The organism is Methylohalomonas lacus (assembly GCF_024808875.1).
In the GTDB taxonomy this organism is placed as follows: Bacteria; Pseudomonadota; Gammaproteobacteria; order Methylohalomonadales; family Methylohalomonadaceae; genus Methylohalomonas; species Methylohalomonas lacus.
This window is the reverse complement of sequence record NZ_JANUCT010000004.1, coordinates 93,979-112,741: the sequence shown is the minus strand read 5'-3', so window position 1 is coordinate 112,741 and position 18,763 is coordinate 93,979. Positions and strand designations below refer to the sequence as shown.

Annotated in this window: 21 protein-coding genes; 7 read left to right on the top strand and 14 right to left on the bottom strand. The window is 61.9% G+C overall.

From position 1 onward, the window contains the following. Nucleotides 1–7 precede the first annotated feature (7 nt). Entirely contained in the window at nucleotides 8–574 is a 567-nt protein-coding gene (locus J2T55_RS03730; protein WP_259054338.1) for a DUF2062 domain-containing protein, read from the top strand. Here J2T55_RS03730 and lolD read toward each other — a convergent pair. Together lolD and J2T55_RS03720 are read right to left on the bottom strand one after the other, a co-directional pair. Further along, nucleotides 571–1,257, bottom strand: a complete 687-nt coding sequence (gene lolD, locus J2T55_RS03725) for a lipoprotein-releasing ABC transporter ATP-binding protein LolD (RefSeq protein WP_259054336.1) — start codon at nucleotides 1,255–1,257, stop codon at nucleotides 571–573. The two genes, J2T55_RS03730 and lolD, sit on opposite strands and share 4 nt — an antisense overlap. After that, a complete protein-coding gene (locus tag J2T55_RS03720; RefSeq protein ID WP_259054333.1) occupies nucleotides 1,250–2,494 on the bottom strand; it encodes a lipoprotein-releasing ABC transporter permease subunit in 1,245 nt (414 codons plus the stop codon). Before J2T55_RS03720 ends, lolD begins: the two co-directional genes overlap by 8 nt. 105 nt (nucleotides 2,495–2,599) lie before the next feature. Between J2T55_RS03720 and tsaB the strand changes: the two genes are divergently transcribed. The 3 genes from tsaB (at nucleotide 2,600) to J2T55_RS03705 (ending at nucleotide 5,732) form a co-directional block, all read left to right on the top strand. Continuing rightward, nucleotides 2,600–3,277 (top strand): tRNA (adenosine(37)-N6)-threonylcarbamoyltransferase complex dimerization subunit type 1 TsaB, encoded by a 678-nt coding sequence (tsaB, locus tag J2T55_RS03715; RefSeq protein ID WP_259054331.1) that lies wholly within the window; start codon nucleotides 2,600–2,602, stop codon nucleotides 3,275–3,277. Nucleotides 3,278–3,300: 23 nt separating this feature from the next. Then, on the top strand, nucleotides 3,301–4,167 hold the full coding sequence (locus J2T55_RS03710) for an SDR family oxidoreductase (protein ID WP_259054328.1): 867 nt from the start codon (nucleotides 3,301–3,303) through the stop codon (nucleotides 4,165–4,167). Between the two features lie 122 nt (nucleotides 4,168–4,289). Next, on the top strand, nucleotides 4,290–5,732 hold the full coding sequence (locus J2T55_RS03705; protein ID WP_259054326.1) for a sensor domain-containing diguanylate cyclase: 1,443 nt from the start codon (nucleotides 4,290–4,292) through the stop codon (nucleotides 5,730–5,732). A gap of 1 nt (nucleotide 5,733) precedes the next feature. On the opposite strand, the gene J2T55_RS03700 is transcribed toward J2T55_RS03705, so the two are convergent. After that, a complete protein-coding gene (locus J2T55_RS03700; protein WP_259054324.1) occupies nucleotides 5,734–6,480 on the bottom strand; it encodes a phosphodiesterase in 747 nt (248 codons plus the stop codon). A 148-nt stretch (nucleotides 6,481–6,628) separates the two neighbouring features. Here J2T55_RS03700 and J2T55_RS03695 point away from each other — a divergent pair, with 148 nt between their 5' ends. Next, the gene (locus J2T55_RS03695; RefSeq protein ID WP_259054323.1) at nucleotides 6,629–7,291 is read left to right on the top strand and encodes an O-methyltransferase; all 663 of its coding nucleotides are present in this window, start codon (nucleotides 6,629–6,631) and stop codon (nucleotides 7,289–7,291) included. 13 nt (nucleotides 7,292–7,304) lie between these two features. After that, complete coding sequence (locus J2T55_RS03690) at nucleotides 7,305–7,763, top strand: glutaredoxin family protein (protein WP_259054322.1); 459 nt, start codon at nucleotides 7,305–7,307, stop codon at nucleotides 7,761–7,763. Here J2T55_RS03690 and J2T55_RS03685 read toward each other — a convergent pair. The 3 genes from J2T55_RS03685 to efp are packed head-to-tail and all read right to left on the bottom strand — an operon-like array spanning nucleotide 7,746 to nucleotide 11,253. Then, the gene (locus tag J2T55_RS03685; RefSeq protein ID WP_259054321.1) at nucleotides 7,746–9,689 is read right to left on the bottom strand and encodes an ATP-dependent DNA helicase; all 1,944 of its coding nucleotides are present in this window, start codon (nucleotides 9,687–9,689) and stop codon (nucleotides 7,746–7,748) included. The two genes, J2T55_RS03690 and J2T55_RS03685, sit on opposite strands and share 18 nt — an antisense overlap. 10 nt (nucleotides 9,690–9,699) lie before the next feature. After that, nucleotides 9,700–10,680, bottom strand: coding sequence for an EF-P lysine aminoacylase EpmA (gene epmA, locus J2T55_RS03680; RefSeq protein WP_259054320.1), 981 nt, complete (start codon nucleotides 10,678–10,680; stop codon nucleotides 9,700–9,702). A 6-nt stretch (nucleotides 10,681–10,686) separates the two neighbouring features. Then, nucleotides 10,687–11,253, bottom strand: a complete 567-nt coding sequence (gene efp / locus J2T55_RS03675; RefSeq protein ID WP_259054319.1) for an elongation factor P — start codon at nucleotides 11,251–11,253, stop codon at nucleotides 10,687–10,689. 113 nt (nucleotides 11,254–11,366) lie between these two features. Here efp and epmB point away from each other — a divergent pair, with 113 nt between their 5' ends. After that, nucleotides 11,367–12,386, top strand: a complete 1,020-nt coding sequence (gene epmB / locus J2T55_RS03670) for an EF-P beta-lysylation protein EpmB (protein ID WP_259054318.1) — start codon at nucleotides 11,367–11,369, stop codon at nucleotides 12,384–12,386. A gap of 2 nt (nucleotides 12,387–12,388) precedes the next feature. Here epmB and J2T55_RS03665 read toward each other — a convergent pair whose 3' ends face one another. The 8 genes from J2T55_RS03665 to parC all read right to left on the bottom strand — a co-directional run bounded on the left by J2T55_RS03665 (nucleotide 12,389) and on the right by parC (nucleotide 18,663). Then, a complete protein-coding gene (locus J2T55_RS03665) occupies nucleotides 12,389–12,940 on the bottom strand; it encodes a cysteine hydrolase family protein (protein ID WP_259054317.1) in 552 nt (183 codons plus the stop codon). 53 nt (nucleotides 12,941–12,993) lie between these two features. Beyond that, on the bottom strand, nucleotides 12,994–13,284 hold the full coding sequence (locus J2T55_RS03660; RefSeq protein WP_310521971.1) for a GIY-YIG nuclease family protein: 291 nt from the start codon (nucleotides 13,282–13,284) through the stop codon (nucleotides 12,994–12,996). Between the two features lie 13 nt (nucleotides 13,285–13,297). Further along, nucleotides 13,298–13,819: a flavin reductase family protein gene (locus J2T55_RS03655; protein ID WP_259054314.1), complete on the bottom strand. Its 522-nt coding sequence runs from the start codon at nucleotides 13,817–13,819 to the stop codon at nucleotides 13,298–13,300. Between the two features lie 8 nt (nucleotides 13,820–13,827). After that, nucleotides 13,828–14,262 carry a hemerythrin domain-containing protein gene (locus J2T55_RS03650; RefSeq protein WP_259054312.1) on the bottom strand — a complete coding sequence of 145 codons (435 nt, stop codon included), beginning with the start codon at nucleotides 14,260–14,262 and terminating at the stop codon, nucleotides 13,828–13,830. A gap of 30 nt (nucleotides 14,263–14,292) precedes the next feature. Then, nucleotides 14,293–14,829: an NlpC/P60 family protein gene (locus tag J2T55_RS03645; RefSeq protein WP_259054310.1), complete on the bottom strand. Its 537-nt coding sequence runs from the start codon at nucleotides 14,827–14,829 to the stop codon at nucleotides 14,293–14,295. An 82-nt stretch (nucleotides 14,830–14,911) separates the two neighbouring features. Beyond that, nucleotides 14,912–15,367: a YaiI/YqxD family protein gene (locus J2T55_RS03640; RefSeq protein ID WP_259054308.1), complete on the bottom strand. Its 456-nt coding sequence runs from the start codon at nucleotides 15,365–15,367 to the stop codon at nucleotides 14,912–14,914. Between the two features lie 66 nt (nucleotides 15,368–15,433). Then, nucleotides 15,434–16,321, bottom strand: a complete 888-nt coding sequence (gene htpX / locus J2T55_RS03635; protein ID WP_259054307.1) for a protease HtpX — start codon at nucleotides 16,319–16,321, stop codon at nucleotides 15,434–15,436. 92 nt (nucleotides 16,322–16,413) lie between these two features. Then, entirely contained in the window at nucleotides 16,414–18,663 is a 2,250-nt protein-coding gene (parC, locus tag J2T55_RS03630; RefSeq protein WP_259054305.1) for a DNA topoisomerase IV subunit A, read from the bottom strand. Nucleotides 18,664–18,763 lie beyond the last annotated feature (100 nt).

The following is an 18,763-nucleotide window of genomic DNA, read 5'->3' as shown; positions in this document are numbered from 1 at the left end:
TCATTACATGAGCCTGCGCGAACTCTTCAAGCGGTACCTGCCCGAGCATCACATTTTCCGTGAACATCGGCATATCCGCCTGTTCGGCGATCTGCTGCACGATCATACACTGTGGCGGCTGACGCGGCGCTCGGTGGCCGGCGCCATCGCCATCGGCCTGTTCTGTGCTTTCATTCCATTCTTCGGCCAGATGATCATTGCCGCCGCGCTGGCGATCTACTGGCGCGTCAACCTGCCCATCGCGGTGGTATTCACCTGGGCCAGCAATCCGCTGACCTTTGCGCCGATCTTTTACATGACCTATCGCATTGGCAGCCTGTTTCTCGACCTGCCGGTGCGCTACACCCAGTTTCATCTTTCCTACGAGTGGTTCAGTGCCGTACTGCACGAGATATGGCTGCCGGTATTGCTCGGCAGTCTGCTGCTGGGCGCGCTGGCGGCGGTGGCCGGCTATTACGGTACCAGCCTGCTGTGGCGGCTGCTGTTGCTGCGCAAGCGCGATGAACGGCGCAGCAAGCGACCATTCATGCGCCGCCTGGACGACGACAGTGACGATCCCCCGGGCGCTGCCTAGGCCAGCGCCTGCAGGTGGCCTTCGGTAAGTTCGTAGCGGCGCTGCATGCGTGCGGCGAGTTCCAGGTTGTGCGTCACCATCACCAGGCTGGTGCCGATCTCGCGATTCAGTTCCAGCACCAGCTCGAATACCTTGTCGGCCGTGTGTTCATCAAGATTGCCGGTCGGCTCGTCGGCCAGCAGGCATTGCGGCCGCGTCACCAGCGCCCGGGCGATGGCAGCACGCTGGCGTTCACCGCCGGACAGTTCGCCCGGCTTGTGCGTACCACGGTGACCCAGACCGACCCGTTCGAGTAGCGAGCGCGCCGCTGCCAGTGCCGCACTGTGGCTCTCGCCGCGGATACGCAGCGGCATGGCGACGTTCTCCTCGGCGGTGAATTCCGGCAACAGGTAATGGAACTGGTAGACGAAACCGAGCGCGGCATTGCGCAGGTTGCCGCGGGCGGTTTCCGACAGTGTCGATACCGCCGTTCCGGTGACCGTGACTTCGCCCGAGGTCGGCCGGTCCAGCGCGCCGAGCAAATGCAGTAGCGTGCTCTTGCCGGAGCCGGAACTGCCGACGATCGCCAGCGTGTCGCCATTGGCCACGCGCAGATCGATGCCACGCAATACCTCGATCTCGGAGTCGCCCTGGTGGAACGACTTGCGCAACTGTTGTGTTTCGATAACGGCCGTATCACTCATAGCGCAATGCCTCCACCGGCTGGGTCTTGGCGGCCCGCAGCGCCGGGTAGATCGTCGCCAGTATGTTCATGACAAACGCGACCGAGCAGATCCAGATGACGTCCGCCCACTGCAGGTCGGAAGGCAGCTCGCTGATGTAGTAGACCTCGGGGGACAGGAACTGGACCTGGAACAGCTGTTCGATCGCCGGCACGATGGTCTCGACGTTAAGCGCCAGCCAGACGCCGCCGACCAGGCCGCTGAGCATGCCGATGAGGCCCGTTACCGTGCCCTGGATAATGAAGATGCGCATGATGCTGCGAGGCGAGGCACCGAGTGTGCGCAGCACCGCGATGTCGGTCTGCTTGTCGGTAACCACCATGACCATGGTCGAGACGATGTTGAAGGCGGCCACGGCGATGATCATGGCGAGGATGACGAACATGACCATCTTCTCGGTCTGCAGCGCCTTGAAGAAATTGGAATGCCGCTGGGTCCAGTCGACCACCCAGTACTCGCCCGGCAGCTGCGCGACGATGCTGCGACTGATCTGCGGCGCCCGCATGATGTCGTCGGTTTTCAGGCGCAGACCGGTTACGCCATCCATGCGAAACAGCTTGGCGGCATCGTCCATCTGGATCAGCGCCAGCGAACTGTCGAATTCGTACATGCCGATGCGAAACAGTCCGACCACGTTGAACTGTTTCAGGCGCGGCAATACACCCGCGGGGGTGACATTCGTCTTCGGCGCGACCAGAGTTACCTTGTCGCCGACCCCCACCCCCAGGACGCGGGCCAGATCGGCGCCGAGAACAATATTGAATTCGCCGGCGACCAGATCCTGCAGGCTGCCCGACTCGATATTGTTGGCGACATCGGATACCTCAACCTCCTCGTCCGGCAGTACGCCGCGAATCAGCGTGCCCTTGACGTTCTTGCCCTTCATCAACATGCCTTCGCCGTCGATATAGGGCGCTGCACCGACGATGCCGGGCTGCCCCTGAACGCGCTTTTCGGCATCCTGCCAGTCCTGAAGATCGCCGCTACGCGCCATCACCGTGGCATGCGAGGCCATGCCGAGAATACGGTCGGTCAGTTCCTTCTTGAAACCATTCATGACCGACAGCACCGTAATCATGACCATGATGCCGAGCGCCAGGCCGATGATCGATGTCAGCGAGATGAAGGAAATGAAATGGTTCCGGCGTTTGGCGCGCAGATAACGCAGGCCGATGAAGGCTTCGAATGCTTGAAACATGGGCGGCGATTATAACGAAAGCGTAACGCCTGTGCCCGTCGAATTACTCGTAGCCGCGTACGGGCTGTACAATGCACCCATGTTGATGTTTATACCGAAACCGTTATGAAACTGCTGGCCATCGAAACCGCCACTGAAGCCTGCTCGGCTGCATTATGGCTCGACGGTGACATTCACGAGCGCTTTGAATTCGCACCCCGCCGGCACACCGAACTGATCCTGCCTATGGTCGACAGCCTGCTGGCCGCGGCCGGTTTGCGCAGCGCGGACATGGATGGCTTCGTCTACGGCTGCGGACCGGGCTCGTTCACCGGCGTACGTATCGCGACCGGCGTTGTTCAGGGACTGGCACTGGCCGCCGATCGACCGGTTGTTGCCGTATCCACCCTGGCCGCGCTGTCACAAACGCTGATTGAGCATGATCAGCCGGTCCTGGCGGCCCTGGATGCGCGCATGGATGAGGTCTACTGGGGCTGTTACCTGCCGGCCGACAGCGGCATGCAGCTGCAGGGCGCAGAGCACGTTTGTTCACCGGAGACGGTGCCGTTACCGGAAACGCGCCAGTGGCTGGCAGCCGGCAGTGGCTGGTACAGCTACGCCGAGCGCCTGCGCGCGCGCCTGCCGGCACTCGACATCACGGTTGTCGCCGACGTCTGGCCGCGGGCGGCCGCCAGTGTCGCGTTGGCCGCGCGAAACTGGACCGCCGGTCGCGTGCTGACGGCGGCGCAGGCGCGGCCCACCTACCTGCGCGATCGTGTCGCCCAGGTCAAACAATCGACTTGAAGAAAACGGGATAAATCGTTGTTATGGATATATTAATAGTCGGTTGTGGCGATACCGGGCGGCGTCTCGCCGAACTGCACCGGAACGCCGGTGATGGAGTCACCGTAACCAGCCGCAGCACAGAACGTTGTGCGCTACTGGCCGAAGACGGCTTTACCAGCCGACAACTGGACCTGGATAACGTCAACGCGGATCAGCCGATCGCCGCCGAAGTGGTTTACCTGCTCGCACCACCCGGCGGCAGTGGCGGCCATGACCCACGTACGCACAACCTGTTGCAATGGCTGGATACCGGCACGTTGCCACGGCGTTTCGTCTACATCAGTACCACCGGCGTTTACGGCGACTGTCAGGGGGACTGGGTCACGGAGAACCGGCCACGCAATCCGCACAGCCAGCGCGCCTCGCGGCGCGCGGCGGCGGAACAGCAGCTGGAAATATGGGCGCAACAGCGTGGCGTGGCTCTGGTCATTCTACGGGTACCCGGCATATACGGCCCCGGCCGCCTGCCGCTAGACCGGCTTCAGCGCGGCGATCCGATCATTCGCGAAAGTGAAGCGCCGTGGAGCAACCGCATTCATATCGACGACCTGGCAAGCGCGACGCACCTGGCCGGCAGCCTGACGCAGGTGGAAGCTATCTACAATGTCAGTGACGGCCAGCCCACCAGCATGACCGATTACTTCAACCGCCTCGCCGATACGCTCGGTTTACCACGGCCGCCCCAGGTCAGCCGCGCGGAAGCCGAACAGCAGCTCAGCGCCAGCATGCTGTCGTTTCTGAACGAATCGCGTCGTATCGACAACCGCCGGTTGCTGGAATCCCTCGGCCTGCAACTGCGCTACCCGGATCTCACGACCGGCCTGAAAAGCTGTCTGCCGGTCGCCTGAGCGGTTGATTCCCTGTCATGTCTCGGACATGCTAGGCGCCTTTTACCGTAACCGGTCCCCGCCGGCTACTGGCTGTTCCTACTGGTTTCCGACAGGGGCGGGATCCGCAACAGGTTCGAATCGTGTTATCCAGAAAGATCTATTTTGCTGCCGCACTCGCGGTACTGCTGATCATTGGCTTTATGGCAACCAGCCTGATCAGTTATTTCGTCGCGCACGACTCCATGAGCGATTATCTCGCCGAGGAGACGCTGCCGCTGACCAGCGACAACATTTATTCCGAGATACGCCGCGACCTGCTGCGCTCCATTCTGATCTCGTCTCTTATGGCACACGATACCTTCGTACGCGACTGGACCCTGTCCGGCGAGGAGAATCCCGAAGCCATCGTCCGCTATCTCAGTGAAATCCGGCAAAAGCACGAGACGATCACGGCCTTCTTCGTCTCTGACAGGACGCGCAATTACTATCACCCCGACGGCATTATCAAGCAGGTCGATGCGGATGATCCCGCCGACAGCTGGTATTTCCGCATCCGCGAAATGAACGATCCCTACGAGATCAACATCGATAACGATACGGCCGACCGTCAGCGCGTCAATATTTTCATCAATTATCGGGTCAACGATTACCAGGGCAACTTCATCGGCGTCACCGGTATTGGCCTGTCGGTTGATGCCGTCGCCGATTTGATCGCGAGCTATCAGAAACGCTATGGCCGACAGATCTATTTCGTTGACCGTGACGGCAAGGTCGTGCTCAACGGCACTGATTTCAGCGGCCCACGACAGCTGCATGAACGCGCCGGCATCGGCAGACATGCCACCCAGGTGCTGACCAGCCCGGGCATGTCATTCACCTACCAGCGGCCGGATGGGCATACCATCCACGTCAATACGCGTCTGATTTCGGAATTCGACTGGTACCTGGTGGTCGAGCAGGACGAGCATGCCGCCGAGACCCGCATTCGAAATACGCTGATCGCCAACATTCTGGTATCACTGGCAATCACAATTCTGGTGCTGACCGTCGCCCACTTCATGGTTCGCGGCTACCAGCGCCGGCTTGAAGAAATGGCGACTACCGACAAACTCACCGGCGCGGCCAATCGCCAGGTCTTCGACATGATTTTTGATCATGTCATCAAGACGGCACGGCGGCGCAACGAAGCGGTGACCCTGATTACGCTGGACATCGATCACTTCAAGGAAGTCAACGACAATCATGGCCATCAGGCCGGCGATCAGGTAATTCGACAGATTGCCGATGTCATCCGTCAGCACACCCGCGATACCGATACGCTGTGTCGCTGGGGCGGCGAAGAATTCCTGCTGTTGCTGTCGGACTGCTCTCTCGCCAACGCGCGCGAACGCGCCGAAAGTATCCGCGCGGCAATCAATAGTGAAATTATCCAGGTCGGCAATCATGCAATTGGCGTCACGGTAAGCCTCGGCCTGGCCGAGTATCGTCATAACGAGGACATGGCGACATTCATCAGTCGTGCCGATAAAGCACTTTACGCAGCCAAGAGTCGGGGCCGCGACCAGGTGCAGTGTGCCGACTGAATCAGCTGTTGACGCGCGTCACCGTCGTCCGGATCTCGCCGCTGTCGGTCAATAGCAGGTGGCGATAGCCCGGCCCGAGTTCGTCGCGGGCGTATTCATCGCTGCCGGGCCGGAATTGCACGCAGGTCGAGGGACAGCCGAGCAGCCGCACACCATGACGCTCGCTCTCGAACTGCTGGTGGATATGACCCCAGATCACGCCGGCAACCTGCGGCTGGCGATCGATAACCGTCAGCAGGTCATCGGCGTTGCGCAGCCCCATCGCGTCCATCCACGGACTGCCGATGGACACCGGCGGATGATGCAGGGCGACCAGACTCGGCGTATCCGGCTGTTGCTCCAGTTGCTCCGCGAGCCAGTCGAGTTCGGCTGCCGGCAACTGGCCGGCGTGCTCGCCCTCTAGCCAACTGTTCAGCAACAGCACGCGCCAACCGCCCTGCTCGATCAGGCGTTCGTGGCGTACCGGTGCATCCAGCTGTTCACGCATCAGGGCCGGATCGTCATGGTTGCCGGGAATGGCGTGCACCGGCCGTTCGACGGCCTGCAGCAAATCGTTCAGCCGACGGTACGAGGTGCTGTCCGGATCGTGCACCAGGTCGCCGGTCAGCAGTATCCGGTCCGGCTGTTCATGGGCGTTGATGTGATCGAGCACCGCCGCTAGGCTGGCGGCGCAATCGATGCCGTCGAAGGTCGCGCCCGGCTCGGCCTGGATGTGGGTATCGGTGATCTGGATGAGAGACAGGGACATTGGCTGGTGATTGGTGATCAGTGATTGGTGAGAGTTTGAATCGTGGATAAAAGCTGTCAAGCTTGACAGTCAGCCGTTCAATCGATTAGCCAGTCATTGGTGACCAATCACTGATCACCAATTACCAGTTCAGTTACCAGGTACCGCCATGACCCGCAAAAGCATCACGCTGACCGACGATCTGTATGACTACCTGCTGTCGGTGTCGTTGCGCGAAAGCGACGTCCTGCGACAGTTGCGCGAGCACACCGCCGGCCTCGAGATGGCGCGCATGCAGATCGCGCCCGAGCAGGGCCAGTTGCTGGGACTGCTGGTCACGCTGCTACAGGCGCGCCGTATTATCGAGATCGGCACCTTTACCGGCTACAGCAGCCTGTGGCTGGCGCAGGCGCTGCCGGTCGACGGCCGTCTCGTCACCTGCGATACCAGTACCGAGTATACCCGCATTGCCCGCGACTACTGGCAACAGGCCGGTGTCGCCGAGCGCATCGAACTGCGCCTGGGGCCGGCGCTGGAAACCCTGGCGACGCTGCTGGACGACGGCGAAACCTGGCACTTTGACCTGGCGTTCATCGACGCGGACAAGGCCGAATACCGCGACTACTATGAAGCGGTATTGAAGCTGCTGCGACCCGGCGGTCTAACCGTTATCGACAATACGCTCTGGGACGGCCAGGTTGCCGATGCAAGGATCAACGATCGCGACACCCGCGCCATCCGCGACTTCAACGAATTCATTCATCACGACGAACGCGTCGCCATCAGTCAACTGCCCGTAGCCGACGGTATCACGCTGGCCGTCAAACGCTAGCGGGGAGGCAATCATGACTGCACGTCTATTACTACTGCTGCTCGGCCTGGTGCCACTGTGTCTGTCCGCGCAGATACTGTACAAGTACGTCGATGACGCCGGCCAGGTGCACTACACCGATCGGCCGCCGGCCGATGCCGCCTCGGAAGAAATGGATATCCAGGTCGATTCACTGCTTGGTCCGGCGGAAATCAGCGCGCGGCGTGCGGATTACGCCGCACGATTACAAAACGTCGCCAGCGGCCGCGTGGTGATCTTCACCACCGACTGGTGCCGTGTCTGCAAGAAGGCGAAGCGCTACATGGATAACCACAGCATTGCCTACAGCGAACGCGATATCGAGAAAAGCGACTCTGCGCGTCGCGACTACGAGCGGCTGGGTGGCAAGGGCGTGCCGCTATTGCAGGTCGGTCAGCAGACCATGCATGGCTTCAACGCCGGCTCGCTCGACCGCTTACTGGCGCGTCAGTAAGGCGTCGTCGCGGTTGCCCGCCTGCTCACGCCGGTCCTGGAAAAAGCGCTGCACATCGGCTATGTCCGCGGTTTGTGGCAGCGGCGGCAGTGATTTCAGTACACGCTTGCCGTAGCCCTTGCTGCGAATACGCGGATCGCACAGCACCAGCACACCGTAATCGTTGATGTCGCGGATGAGTCGACCGATGCCCTGCTTGAGGCTCAATATGGCCTGCGGCAGCGCGTAGTTCATGAACGGTTCGATACCCTGCTCTTTCATGCGCGCGGCCCGCGCCGCGTAGACCGGATCGTCCGGCGGCGGAAATGGCAGTTTGTCGATGACCACGCAGGTCAAAGCCTCGCCACGCACATCAACACCTTCCCAGAAACTGCTGGTGCCGAGCAGCACGGCGTTGCCGTGTTCGCGAAACCGGCGCAGCAGCTCGGTACGCGGCGCCTCGCCCTGGACCAGCAACGGGTAGTCGATGGCCTCGTGCAGCGCGCGGGCCGCCTCCTGCAACGCCCGATGGCTGGTAAACAGCAGAAACGCGCTGCCACCGCCGGCTTCCAGCACCGGCCGCATCGCGGCAACCAGTTTCTGCGTATAGCCGGCTTCCATGGGGTTCGGCAGGCCCGGCGGCAGATACAGCAACGCCTGCTGCGCGTAGTCGAACGGTCCGGCCCAGGTCTGCTGGCTCGCTTCCTGCAGGCCGAGCTGGCCGGCGAAGTGACTGAAGTCACCGGCGACCGTCAGCGTCGCCGAAGTATATATCGATGTACAGCCGTAGGCTTGCAGCCGCGACTGGAACGCGCCGGAGACGTCGATCGGCGTACGATGCAGCTGCAGCTGCTGACCCTGCGCCTCGACCCAGCGCACCCAGTGTTCGGAAGTGTCCGCGCGAAACGCGTGCAGGCGCTGGATCTGCAAGGCACAACGGCGCCGCGCGAAAGTCAGCAGACGACCGCGTTCGGCCACCAGCGCCAGGGCCTGATCGAGATCGGCCAACGCCTGGTCGAGTTCGTCGAGCGCCGCCTCGACGCTGTCGCGCCGTGCCCAGTCATCCCAGGGCGCGCGCAGGTCGCGGTTACCAAAGGCCAGCCGCAGGTGCTGCACGGCGAATTCCAGATCCGCGGCCAGGGTTAGAAGATCGCGCGTGTCGCTGGCCTCGGTCGCCTGCGCCTGGCGACAGTCGCGCGCCAGCCCCAGCAGCTGGCGACTGTTCAGGCCCTCGCTGAAAAACTCGGCAGCCAGCGCCGGCAGCTGGTGCGCCTCGTCGAAAATAATGGCATCCACGGCCGGCAACAGTTCGGCGAAGCCGGTTTCGCGCAGGGTCATGTCGGCCAGCAGCAGGTGATGATTGACGACCACGACTTCCGACTGCACCGCCCGGCGCCGTGCCTTGAGCACGAAGCACTGCTCGAACTCCGGGCAGTCCTGGCCGAGGCAATTGTCGGTCGTGGAAGTCACGCTGGCGCGCAGCGCGTCGTTATCGGCCAGCTCGGCAAATTCCGACAGGTCGCCGTCCGTGGTCCTCCGTGCCCATTCGTTCAAGGCCTGCAGGCGCGCCCGCGGGCCGTTGCCGGACTCCAGCGTCTGCTGGAAACGATAGCGACACAGGTAATTGCCACGCCCCTTCAGCAGCGCCACCTCGATCGGCTGGCCAAGCGCCTTGCGGATCAGCGGCAGGTCTTTCTGAAAGAGCTGGTCCTGCAGGTGCTTGGTACCGGTCGATATGACCACGCGCTGGCCGGACTGCAGCGCCGGCACCAGGTAAGCAAAGGTCTTGCCGGTACCGGTGCCGGCCTCACACAGCAATGGTTCGCCAGCGGCCAGCGCGGCTTCGACCGCCGTCGCCATGGACTGCTGGTCGGCACGGGCATGAAAACCGTCGATCAGGCGGGCGACGGGACCGTCTTGTGCCAGGATCTCGGCCGCGCTCAGCATGACCGGGCGTTCAGCTGCGCTCGACCGGGAAGGCGAGGACGTCATCGATACGCCCGGCGCCGCTGACCTGCATGAGCAGTCGATCGAGGCCGATGGCAATGCCGCAGCAGTCCGGCAGTCCGGCCGTCAGCGCCGCCAGAAGGTTTTCGTCCAGCGGCCGCTGCGCCAGGCCGCGGCGGCCGCGTTCGGCCTGGTCGGCCTGAAAGCGTTGCCGCTGTTCGGCGGCGTCGGCCAGTTCGTGGAAGCCGTTGCCGATCTCGACGCCGTGAATGAACAGTTCAAAACGCTCGGCAACGTCCGGCTTGCCGTCAGCGCCGCGGCGAATGCGCGCCAGCGCTGCCTGGGCCAGCGGAAAATCGCTGACGATGGCACAGGGCCTGTCCTTCAGTTCCGGCATGACCGCACTGCTGAACAGGAAATCCAGCAGCTCGACCCGCGACAGATCGCGCGACACCAGACCGAAATCCAGTGCCCGCCGCTGCAGCGTCTGCTGATCGGCGCAGTGCGGATCACAACCGGTGGCCTGCTGAAACAGCGCGCCGTAATCCAGCCGCTCGCTGCGCGGCAGCTCCAGTGCCAGCAGCAGGGCGTCGATTTCGTCAAGCATATCGGCAACGCTGAAACCCGGCCGATACCATTCCAGCATGGTGAACTCCGGGTGGTGCCAGCGACCGCGCTCGTTATCGCGGAACACCTTCGCGACCTGGTAAATCGGGCCGCTGCCGGCCGCCAGCAACCGCTTCATCGCAAACTCCGGCGAGGTCTGCAGGTAATACGGCGTGCCATCGACAGCGACCGCGAACGACTGCAGCGCCGGGTCGGTCACCGCCGCCCGCGACAGCAACGGTGTCTCGACCTCGAGAATGCCGCGCGCGTCCATGAAGCGGCGGATCGTTGTCAGCAACGCCGCCCGCTGGCGCAGGCGCTCGGGACTGGCCAGCGGCTGCCAGGTGGCCGCGTCGGTGTCGACTGGTGCGCACGCCCGGCTCATGCCAGCCTACTTGGCGCGACCCAGGTATTCACCGGCGCGCGTATCCACCTTGATGATCTCGCCCTCCTCGATGAACAACGGCACCTTCACCACCGCACCGGTTTCCAGCGTCGCCGGCTTGGTGCCGCCCTGGGCGGTATCGCCACGCACGCCCGGATCGGTCTGGCTGACCGCCAGCATCACCGTATTGGGTGCCGTCACGCTCAGCGGCCGGCCGTTGTAGAGCGTCACAGTGCAGGTTTCCTCGGTCTTCAGCCACTTGCCGGCGTCGGCCATGGCTTTCTCGTCGGCGGCGTGCTGTTCGAAAGTGGCCGGGTCCATGAAATACCACATCTCGCCGTCGTTATAGAGATACTGCATTTCCAGCTCGACAACATCGGCGCCCTCGAGGGTGTCACCGGACTTGAAGGTCTTTTCGAGAATCCGGCCGGTGTTGAGATTGCGCAGCTTGACGCGGGCGAATCCCTGGCCCTTGCCGGGCTTGACCATTTCATTCTCGACGATCGCGCAGGGTTCGCCGTCGAGCATTACTTTCAAACCGCCTTTGAATTCATTGGTGCTATAGGTTGCCATGTTATTGTCACACTGAGTCGGTTAACGGATTAGAATAAGCCCGCCGGCACGACCGGTGCCGACGATGACGCCAAAGACATCTCCACCGCAGCAGAGAATGATCCAAAACCACCATGATACCGCGAAGCCAGCCCAGCGTGCAGTCCACTGACGGCGACAGCGGTCACTGGCAGGCGCAACTGCGGCAGTCGACCATGACCGCCGCGCAACTGCTGGCGAAACTGCAGATTGAACCGTCGCCGGCACTCGCCGCGCGCGGTCAGGATCAGTTTCCGCTGCGCGTGCCGCCGGCGTTTCTCGCCCGCATCCGGCGCGGCGATCCGCATGACCCGCTACTGCGACAGGTATTGCCGCTGGCCGCCGAAGACAGCGAGAACGCGGGCTTCAGCCACGACCCGGTGGGTGAAGGTGCCGCCCAGAAACAGCCCGGACTGTTGCACAAGTATCACGGTCGCGTACTGCTGACGCTGACCGGTGCCTGCGCCATTCACTGTCGTTACTGTTTTCGCCGGCACTTTCCCTACGCCGATGCCAACCCGGCGCGCGGCGCCTGGCAACAGACGCTCGACTATCTACGCGCGGATACCTCGATCACGGAGGTCATACTGAGCGGCGGCGATCCGCTCGCCCTGACCGATGCGCGGCTTGCGGCAATGGCCGCCGATCTCGCCGCAATTTCACACCTGAAACGGCTGCGCATTCACAGCCGCCTGCCCGTGGTATTACCGGAACGCATCACCGCTGAGCTGCTGGACTGGCTGACGGCATCGCGGCTCAAGCCGGTGCTGGTCGTGCACAGCAATCATGCCAATGAAATCGGCCCGGAAGCCGTCGCGGCGTTGCAGCGTCTGTACCGCAGCGGCATACAGCTGCTGAACCAGGCCGTGTTGCTGGCGGGGGTCAATGACAATGCGCGTGCCCTGATCGATCTCAGCGAGACGCTGTTTGAAAACAACGTACTGCCCTATTACCTGCACATGCTCGATGCCGTAGCCGGCGCCGCGCATTTCAACGTCAGCGACGCCGCCGCCGGTGAACTGCTGGAGCAATTGCGCACCCGCCTGCCCGGCTACCTGGTACCGCGGCTGGTGCGCGAGGTCAGCGGCGAACCCTACAAAACGCCGCTGTTGTAATATCAGCCGAGACGCTTGAACCAGTCGCCGCTGCTGATGACTTCGCTGAGCAGCATCTGCTGCGCGCACAGAATCGAGCGCTGCAGTTCTTCCGCGTCCACCTTGCCGGCCTGATTATCCAGTGACAGCGTACCGGTCGCATCGCTCAGGAATTCGACCTTGTAGCCACGATGTACCGCCTGGCGCGCGGTGGTGTCACAACACATGTGGGTCATGTAACCGGAGATGGTGACGGTATCGATCTGGTTCTGCTTGAGCCAGTTTTCCAGCCCGGTATTGGTAAAGCTGCCCGGCAGGTTCTTCTCGATGTGCAGATTACTCGGGCGGCCGGCAACCTGCTCGTGCAATTCCCACGCCGGCGTGCCACGCTGAAACAGGGGCAGATCGTCGTTTAAAAATGTGTGCTGAACCACAATCACCGGCACCCCGGCATCGGTGGCCCGATCCATCACCTGCAGAATATTATCCAGGTGATTGTTCGGATAGGTGATCGGTAGACCCCCATCAAAATATTCGTTCTGCACATCGATAACCAGTAAGGCACGTTGGCTCATTTATGTCTGACTCCCTCTGCGATGGATAGTGATCATGAATTGATCGCGATTGACTAGCCGGCATTGCTATCGGCCGGTATTTTCAGCAATGCCCGCAGTGCTTCGCTATCGGGCGATTGGCTGACGATGGCCTCCTTATGTGACTTCGGTAACTGCTTGACCGCCCATTCCAGCCGGGTGGCGAGTGAGCGTGAACCGATGGCAACGCTATAGACCAGCTCCACCGGCAGGTTGGCGCGCAGATAACGTGCCGCCAGCCGGCCGCCTTGCTGATGTTCGGCCAGGCGCCGCTCGACATCGGTGGTAATCCCGGTGTACAGCGTGCCGTTGTCAGTGCGTATCAAGTATAGATGCCAGTCACGAGTGGCCATGGTCGGACGGAAACGACGCCGGAAAAAGCGCGGCACTGTTATCCATATTACCAGTCTCGGCGTCACTCATGGGCACAGCCTCGGCATCCAGCAGCTCACCAGCATGAACTGAAGCCAGTACCAGCTCATGGTCACCGGCTGGCGTTATCGTGTTGACGCGACAATCCAGCCACGCCAATGCCGCCTTCAGGTACGGCATGCCAGCGGGCGTTTCTGCCCAGTCGATTGGTGCCAGTTTGTCCGTATCGGCACCGGAACGGGTACCGAAATGCCGCGCCAATTCCAGCTGTTCCTGTTTGAGAATGGTCACGGCAAAGCGGCCACTGTTTTTCAACATTGCATGGGAAGCATTATCAGGATTGACGCTGAGCGCGACCATCAGCGGATCGAACGAAACCTGGGTCAACCAGGCGGCTGTGAAGGCGTCACGCCGGTTGCCATCAGCGACGCCGATCACGTAAATACCGGTCGTCAGGCGCTGAAACAGTTCGGCAATCGACCGGGCCATGACGACGTTTACTGGCTGTCCGCCTTTTCTTCCCGGTAGGACTGACCCAGCGATTGCTTCTGGTTATCAGACAATACCCGGCCGGCCAGCTGGAAGACTTCCTGTTCCTCCTCATCAAGGTGATGCTCGACCTTTTCCCGCAGTTGCCTGGCGGTTGCCAGCCAGGCCGGTGACTCGTATTCGGTCTGTTCCAGTTTCTTGACCAGTTCGTCGATCTCATGATGCTCGGCGATGCTGTGACGGGATTTTTCCTGGGTCAGATCGTGTTCCATCAACGGGATATAAAAATGCCGCTCTTCAGCGGCAGCATGTTCCTCGAGTTCCCGCTTGCGTCGTTGGAACAGTTCCTCACGGCCTTCGCTCGCGCCATGGGTTTGCGTCAGCAACCCGGTCAGCGTGCGCTGTTTCTCGTGATCCTCACGCAGCGCGTCGAATATTGTCATGACCGTCTCCCGCGGTTATCAGATGCCCGTTCAACGACCGGCCAGCTGTTCGGACGGACGTTGGGCTTTCCAGTAATGCGCCGACCAGTATTGGTCCTCTAGGTTCGACAGCATCACGCCCGCGCTGGTCGACGCATGCAGAAACTTGCCGTCCTCGATGTAGATGCCGACGTGGCGTCCCTTGGCGCCGGTACGAAAGAACACCAGATCGCCGGCTGTCACCGCATGACGCGGTACCGCGTAACCCACGCGGACCTGGCCTGCAGTGGTTCGCGGCAGCTGTTGATCGAAGCGCTTGCGAAAGGTGGTGTAGACGAAACCGGAACAGTCGATGCCGCGCTTGCTCAGGCCACCGTAGCGATAGGGCGTGCCGCGCCACTCCTGGTACTGGGCGTACAGGGCTGACTTGATCGACTCGTCCGCAGACGCCGGCTTTGCCGGCTCGGACCGCGATGGCGTAGCGGCAATATTCGGGGTATTACGGGTCGGCGTACTGCCACAGGCGGCCAGGAACATCACCAGGCACAGCACGACACCGTTACGATTCACTGCAGAAGCTAGCGACATGATGACGTTTTTCCTTGTTACGATAGGCCAAGCATGGCAAAAAAAAGCCGCTAAAGCGAATTTTTTCAGCAGGATACGTGACTTATTTCAACCCGGAATCACGCGTAATGAGTCGGTCCAGCTGGTTGGCGAAGGCCTGGATATCGGCCTTGCCCAGTGCCGGCGGCCCGCCACTGACCTGGCCGCTGCTGCGCAGCTCCTCGAGCAGGTTGCGTCGCGCCAGATGTTCGGCGACGTTGGCCGTCGTGTACAGCGTGCCGCGCGGATTCAGCGCCAGCGCATCACGCCGCACGACCGCTGCGGCCAGCGGTATATCGGCGGTGATGACCAGATCGCCGGCAGTCAGCTCGATGGCGATGCGATCATCGGCGACGTCAAAACCCTGGGCGACTTTGACCGCCCTGATGAAGGGCGACGGCGGCAACTGCAAAAACTGATTGGCGACAAATGTCGTCTGTACTTCACGCCGCCGCGCGGCCCGAACCAGGATATCTCGGACCGGCTTCGGACAGGCATCGGCATCGACCCAGATTTGCATCTATCCCGTCCCATCGGCTGGCTGATAAAAAAACACCCCGGTGTACCGGGGTATTCATGACTGACTTCAGTAACGTTGCTGCTGCAACGCCTGGATGCGTTCATCCAGCGGCGGGTGGCTGAGAAACAGGCGCTTGATGCCACGTCCCATGCCACCGGAGATACCGAACGCCTCGAGCTGCTCCGGCAGATGCGGCTGCTCGGTACTCTGTTTCAGGCGCCGCAGCGCGGCGATCATCTTTTCACGTCCGGCCAGCTGCGCACCGCCGGCGTCGGCGCGGAATTCGCGCTGGCGGCTGAACCACATGACGATCGCACTGGCAAGGATACCGAGCACGATCTGGGCGACGATCGCGGTGATCCAGTAGGCCGGACCGTGGCCGCGCTCGACCTTGAACACCACGCGGTCGACGATATGACCGATGACGCGGGACAGGAAGAACACGAAGGTATTCACCACGCCCTGTACCAGCGCCAGGGTAACCATGTCGCCGTTGGCGACGTGGGTCACCTCGTGTGCCAGCACCGCTTCGGCCTCGTCACGCTTCATGCCGCGCAGCAGGCCACTGCTGACCGCCACCAGCGCACTGTCGCGCATCATGCCGGTGGCGAAGGCGTTGATGTCCGGCGAGTCGTAGACCGCCACTTCCGGCATGCCGATACCGGCCGCGCGCGCCTGGCGCTGCACCGTTTCGATCAGCCACTGTTCCTCGGCGTTGCGCGGCGACTCGATCACCTGCGCGCCGGTCATCGACTTGGCCATCCACTTCGACAGTGCCAGCGAAATGAACGAGCCGGTCATGCCGACCACCGCGGAGATGATCAGCAACGCGGTCAGATCCAGCCCGACGCCCTGTTCGTCGAGGACACCCTCCAGGCCAAACATCTGCATGACAATGGCCAGCACCACCATGATGGCGATGTTGGTTCCAAGAAACAGCGCGATACGCTTCATTCAATTCCCTCCGGGAGTACCCCGTTGTTAAACCGTTTGTTAGATAGTGCCGTCGGGCAACGGTTTCAAGTCTGCATTCGTTTGTTACAGCTTTATTCCGCCAGCCGCAGCCGGCTGACGTTGCGAAAGCCGCGCGGTAACAGATTGCCGCGGCGGCCGCGTTCGCCGTGGTAATGCTCGAGGTCCGTCGGCTTCAGGGTCAGGGTGCGCTGGCCGGCATCAACCAGCAGCGCCGAATCCGCCGGCAATGTCACAATGCTGACACAGTATTCCTCGCGTGCCTTGAGTTTCGCCGGCGGGATCTGCATGAGCTTGACGCCCTTGCCCTTGGCCAACAGCGGCAACTCGCTCGCCGCGAAAAGCAGCAGGTGGCCACTGGTATTGGCGATCGCGATCCAGTCGTTGTCACGGTCGTTGACCAGCACCGGTGTAAGCACGCCGGCGCCTTTGGGCACGTTGAGACAGGCCTTGCCGTTGCGGTTGCGCGTCTGCAGGTCGCCGATGCTGGCGACAAAGCCGTAGCCGGCGTCACTGGCCAGCAGCGCATACTGATCGGTTTGCCCCGGCAATACCCCGGCAAAGGTGGCGCCGTCGGGCGGTGTCAGACGGCTGGCCACCGGCTCGCCCTGGCCACGTGCCGACGGCAGGCTGTGCACGGCGAGCGCGTAACTGCGGCCGGTGGAATCCAGCAACACCACCTGCTGGTTGCTGCGCGTTCGCGCGGCGGCACGCAGGCCGTCGCCACTGCGATAATTGAGGCTTGCCGGGTCGATTTCGTGGCCCTTGGCCGAGCGAATCCAGCCCTTCTCGGACAGCACCACGGTTACCGGCTCGGCCGGCGCCAGTTCCTGTTCCGACAGTGCCTGGGCGGCGGCCACCGATTCGACGATGGGCGAACGCCGGGCATCGCCGAATTTTTCCGCATCGGCAACCAGCTCTTTACGCACCTGCTTTTTCAGGCGCGCCTTCGAGCCCAGCGTTTTTTCCAGCTCGGCGCGTTCCTTGTTCAACTCGTCGAGCTCGCCCTTGATCTTCATCTCCTCGAGCTTGGCCAGTTTGCGCAGCTTCAACTCAAGAATCGCCTCGGCCTGGATGTCGCTGAGCGCGAAACGTTCCATCAGAACCGGCTTGGGCTTGTCCTCCTCGCGGATGATCCGGATCACCTCGTCGATATTGAGGTAGGCGATCATCAAACCTTCGAGCACGTGGATCTGCTCGAGTACGCGGTCCAGGCGGTACTGCAGCCGGCGGCGTACCGTCTCGGTGCGGTATTGGAGCCACTCACCCAGCAGGGTCTTCAGATCCTTGACCTGCGGCCGGCCGTTGAGGCCGATCATGTTGAGGTTGACGCGATAGCTGCGTTCCAGGTCGGTGGTCGCGAACAGGTGCGACATCAATTCATCGACATCGATGCGATTGGAACGCGGAATGAGTACCAGACGTACCGGGTTCTCGTGGTCCGATTCGTCGCGCAGGTCTTCCAGCATCGGCAGCTTCTTGGCCTGCATCTGCGTGGCGATCTGCTCGAGAATGCGGCTGCCGGAACTCTGGTGCGGCAGCGTGTGAATAACGATGTTGCCGTCTTCCTTTTCGTAGGTCGCGCGGGCGCGGATGGCACCGTGACCGGTCTGGTAGACACTCAGCAATTCATCACGCGTGCTGATGACTTGGGCGCCGGTGGGATAGTCCGGCCCCTGGACGTACTCGAACAATGCGGCGACATCCGCCTTCGGGTTATCGAGCAGGTGCACGCAGGCGTCGGCGACCTCCTTCAGGTTATGCGGTGGGATGTCGGTGGCCATGCCGACGGCAATACCGGTGGTACCGTTGAGCAAGACATTGGGCAGGCGTGCCGGCAGGCGCTCGGGCTCGTTCAGCGTACCGTCAAAATTCGGAATCCATTCGACCGTGCCCTGCTCCAGTTCGCCCAGCAACAGTTCCGAATACGCGGTCAGCTTGGCCTCGGTGTAGCGCATCGCGGCGAACGATTTCGGATCGTCCGGCGACCCCCAGTTGCCCTGGCCGTCGACAAACGGATAACGGTAGGAGAACGACTGCGCCATCAGCACCATGGCTTCGTAACAGGCCAGATCACCATGCGGATGGAACTTGCCGAGCACGTCACCCACCGTGCGCGCCGACTTCTTGTATTTCGACTGCGCCTTGAGACCAAGCTCGGACATGGCATAAAGAATGCGCCGCTGCACCGGCTTCAGGCCGTCACTGATATGCGGCAGTGCCCGATCGAGCACCACGTACATGGAATAGTCGAGATAGGCTTTCTCGGTAAACTCGTGCAGTGGTTTGTTTTCAACCAGGTCCGTGGTGCTGTTGTCTGACATCGTAATGAAATTCCGCCTGGTGGCTGGTTCAGTCATGTTGGCCCGGGCCGACCGCGGCCCGGGGCATGGAAAGTTTATTGTTTATAGACCGGCGTGTCCG

What these genes read in the sequence shown, in the direction of transcription:
- efp (WP_259054319.1), bottom strand. Translation starts at nt 11,253, where the DNA reads ATGGCAACCTATAGCACCAATGAATTCAAAGGCGGTTTGAAAGTAATG.
- htpX (WP_259054307.1), bottom strand. Translation starts at nt 16,321, where the DNA reads ATGAAGCGTATCGCGCTGTTTCTTGGAACCAACATCGCCATCATGGTG.
- J2T55_RS03695 (WP_259054323.1), top strand. Translation starts at nt 6,629, where the DNA reads ATGACCCGCAAAAGCATCACGCTGACCGACGATCTGTATGACTACCTG.
- J2T55_RS03700 (WP_259054324.1), bottom strand. Translation starts at nt 6,480, where the DNA reads ATGTCCCTGTCTCTCATCCAGATCACCGATACCCACATCCAGGCCGAG.
- parC (WP_259054305.1), bottom strand. Translation starts at nt 18,663, where the DNA reads ATGTCAGACAACAGCACCACGGACCTGGTTGAAAACAAACCACTGCAC.
- epmA (WP_259054320.1), bottom strand. Translation starts at nt 10,680, where the DNA reads ATGAGCCGGGCGTGCGCACCAGTCGACACCGACGCGGCCACCTGGCAG.
- J2T55_RS03650 (WP_259054312.1), bottom strand. Translation starts at nt 14,262, where the DNA reads ATGACAATATTCGACGCGCTGCGTGAGGATCACGAGAAACAGCGCACG.
- epmB (WP_259054318.1), top strand. Translation starts at nt 11,367, where the DNA reads ATGATACCGCGAAGCCAGCCCAGCGTGCAGTCCACTGACGGCGACAGC.
- J2T55_RS03730 (WP_259054338.1), top strand. Translation starts at nt 8, where the DNA reads ATGAGCCTGCGCGAACTCTTCAAGCGGTACCTGCCCGAGCATCACATT.
- tsaB (WP_259054331.1), top strand. Translation starts at nt 2,600, where the DNA reads ATGAAACTGCTGGCCATCGAAACCGCCACTGAAGCCTGCTCGGCTGCA.
- lolD (WP_259054336.1), bottom strand. Translation starts at nt 1,257, where the DNA reads ATGAGTGATACGGCCGTTATCGAAACACAACAGTTGCGCAAGTCGTTC.
- J2T55_RS03720 (WP_259054333.1), bottom strand. Translation starts at nt 2,494, where the DNA reads ATGTTTCAAGCATTCGAAGCCTTCATCGGCCTGCGTTATCTGCGCGCC.
- J2T55_RS03685 (WP_259054321.1), bottom strand. Translation starts at nt 9,689, where the DNA reads ATGCTGAGCGCGGCCGAGATCCTGGCACAAGACGGTCCCGTCGCCCGC.
- J2T55_RS03665 (WP_259054317.1), bottom strand. Translation starts at nt 12,940, where the DNA reads ATGAGCCAACGTGCCTTACTGGTTATCGATGTGCAGAACGAATATTTT.
- J2T55_RS03640 (WP_259054308.1), bottom strand. Translation starts at nt 15,367, where the DNA reads ATGCAAATCTGGGTCGATGCCGATGCCTGTCCGAAGCCGGTCCGAGAT.
- J2T55_RS03690 (WP_259054322.1), top strand. Translation starts at nt 7,305, where the DNA reads ATGACTGCACGTCTATTACTACTGCTGCTCGGCCTGGTGCCACTGTGT.
- J2T55_RS03655 (WP_259054314.1), bottom strand. Translation starts at nt 13,819, where the DNA reads ATGGCCCGGTCGATTGCCGAACTGTTTCAGCGCCTGACGACCGGTATT.
- J2T55_RS03645 (WP_259054310.1), bottom strand. Translation starts at nt 14,829, where the DNA reads ATGTCGCTAGCTTCTGCAGTGAATCGTAACGGTGTCGTGCTGTGCCTG.
- J2T55_RS03710 (WP_259054328.1), top strand. Translation starts at nt 3,301, where the DNA reads ATGGATATATTAATAGTCGGTTGTGGCGATACCGGGCGGCGTCTCGCC.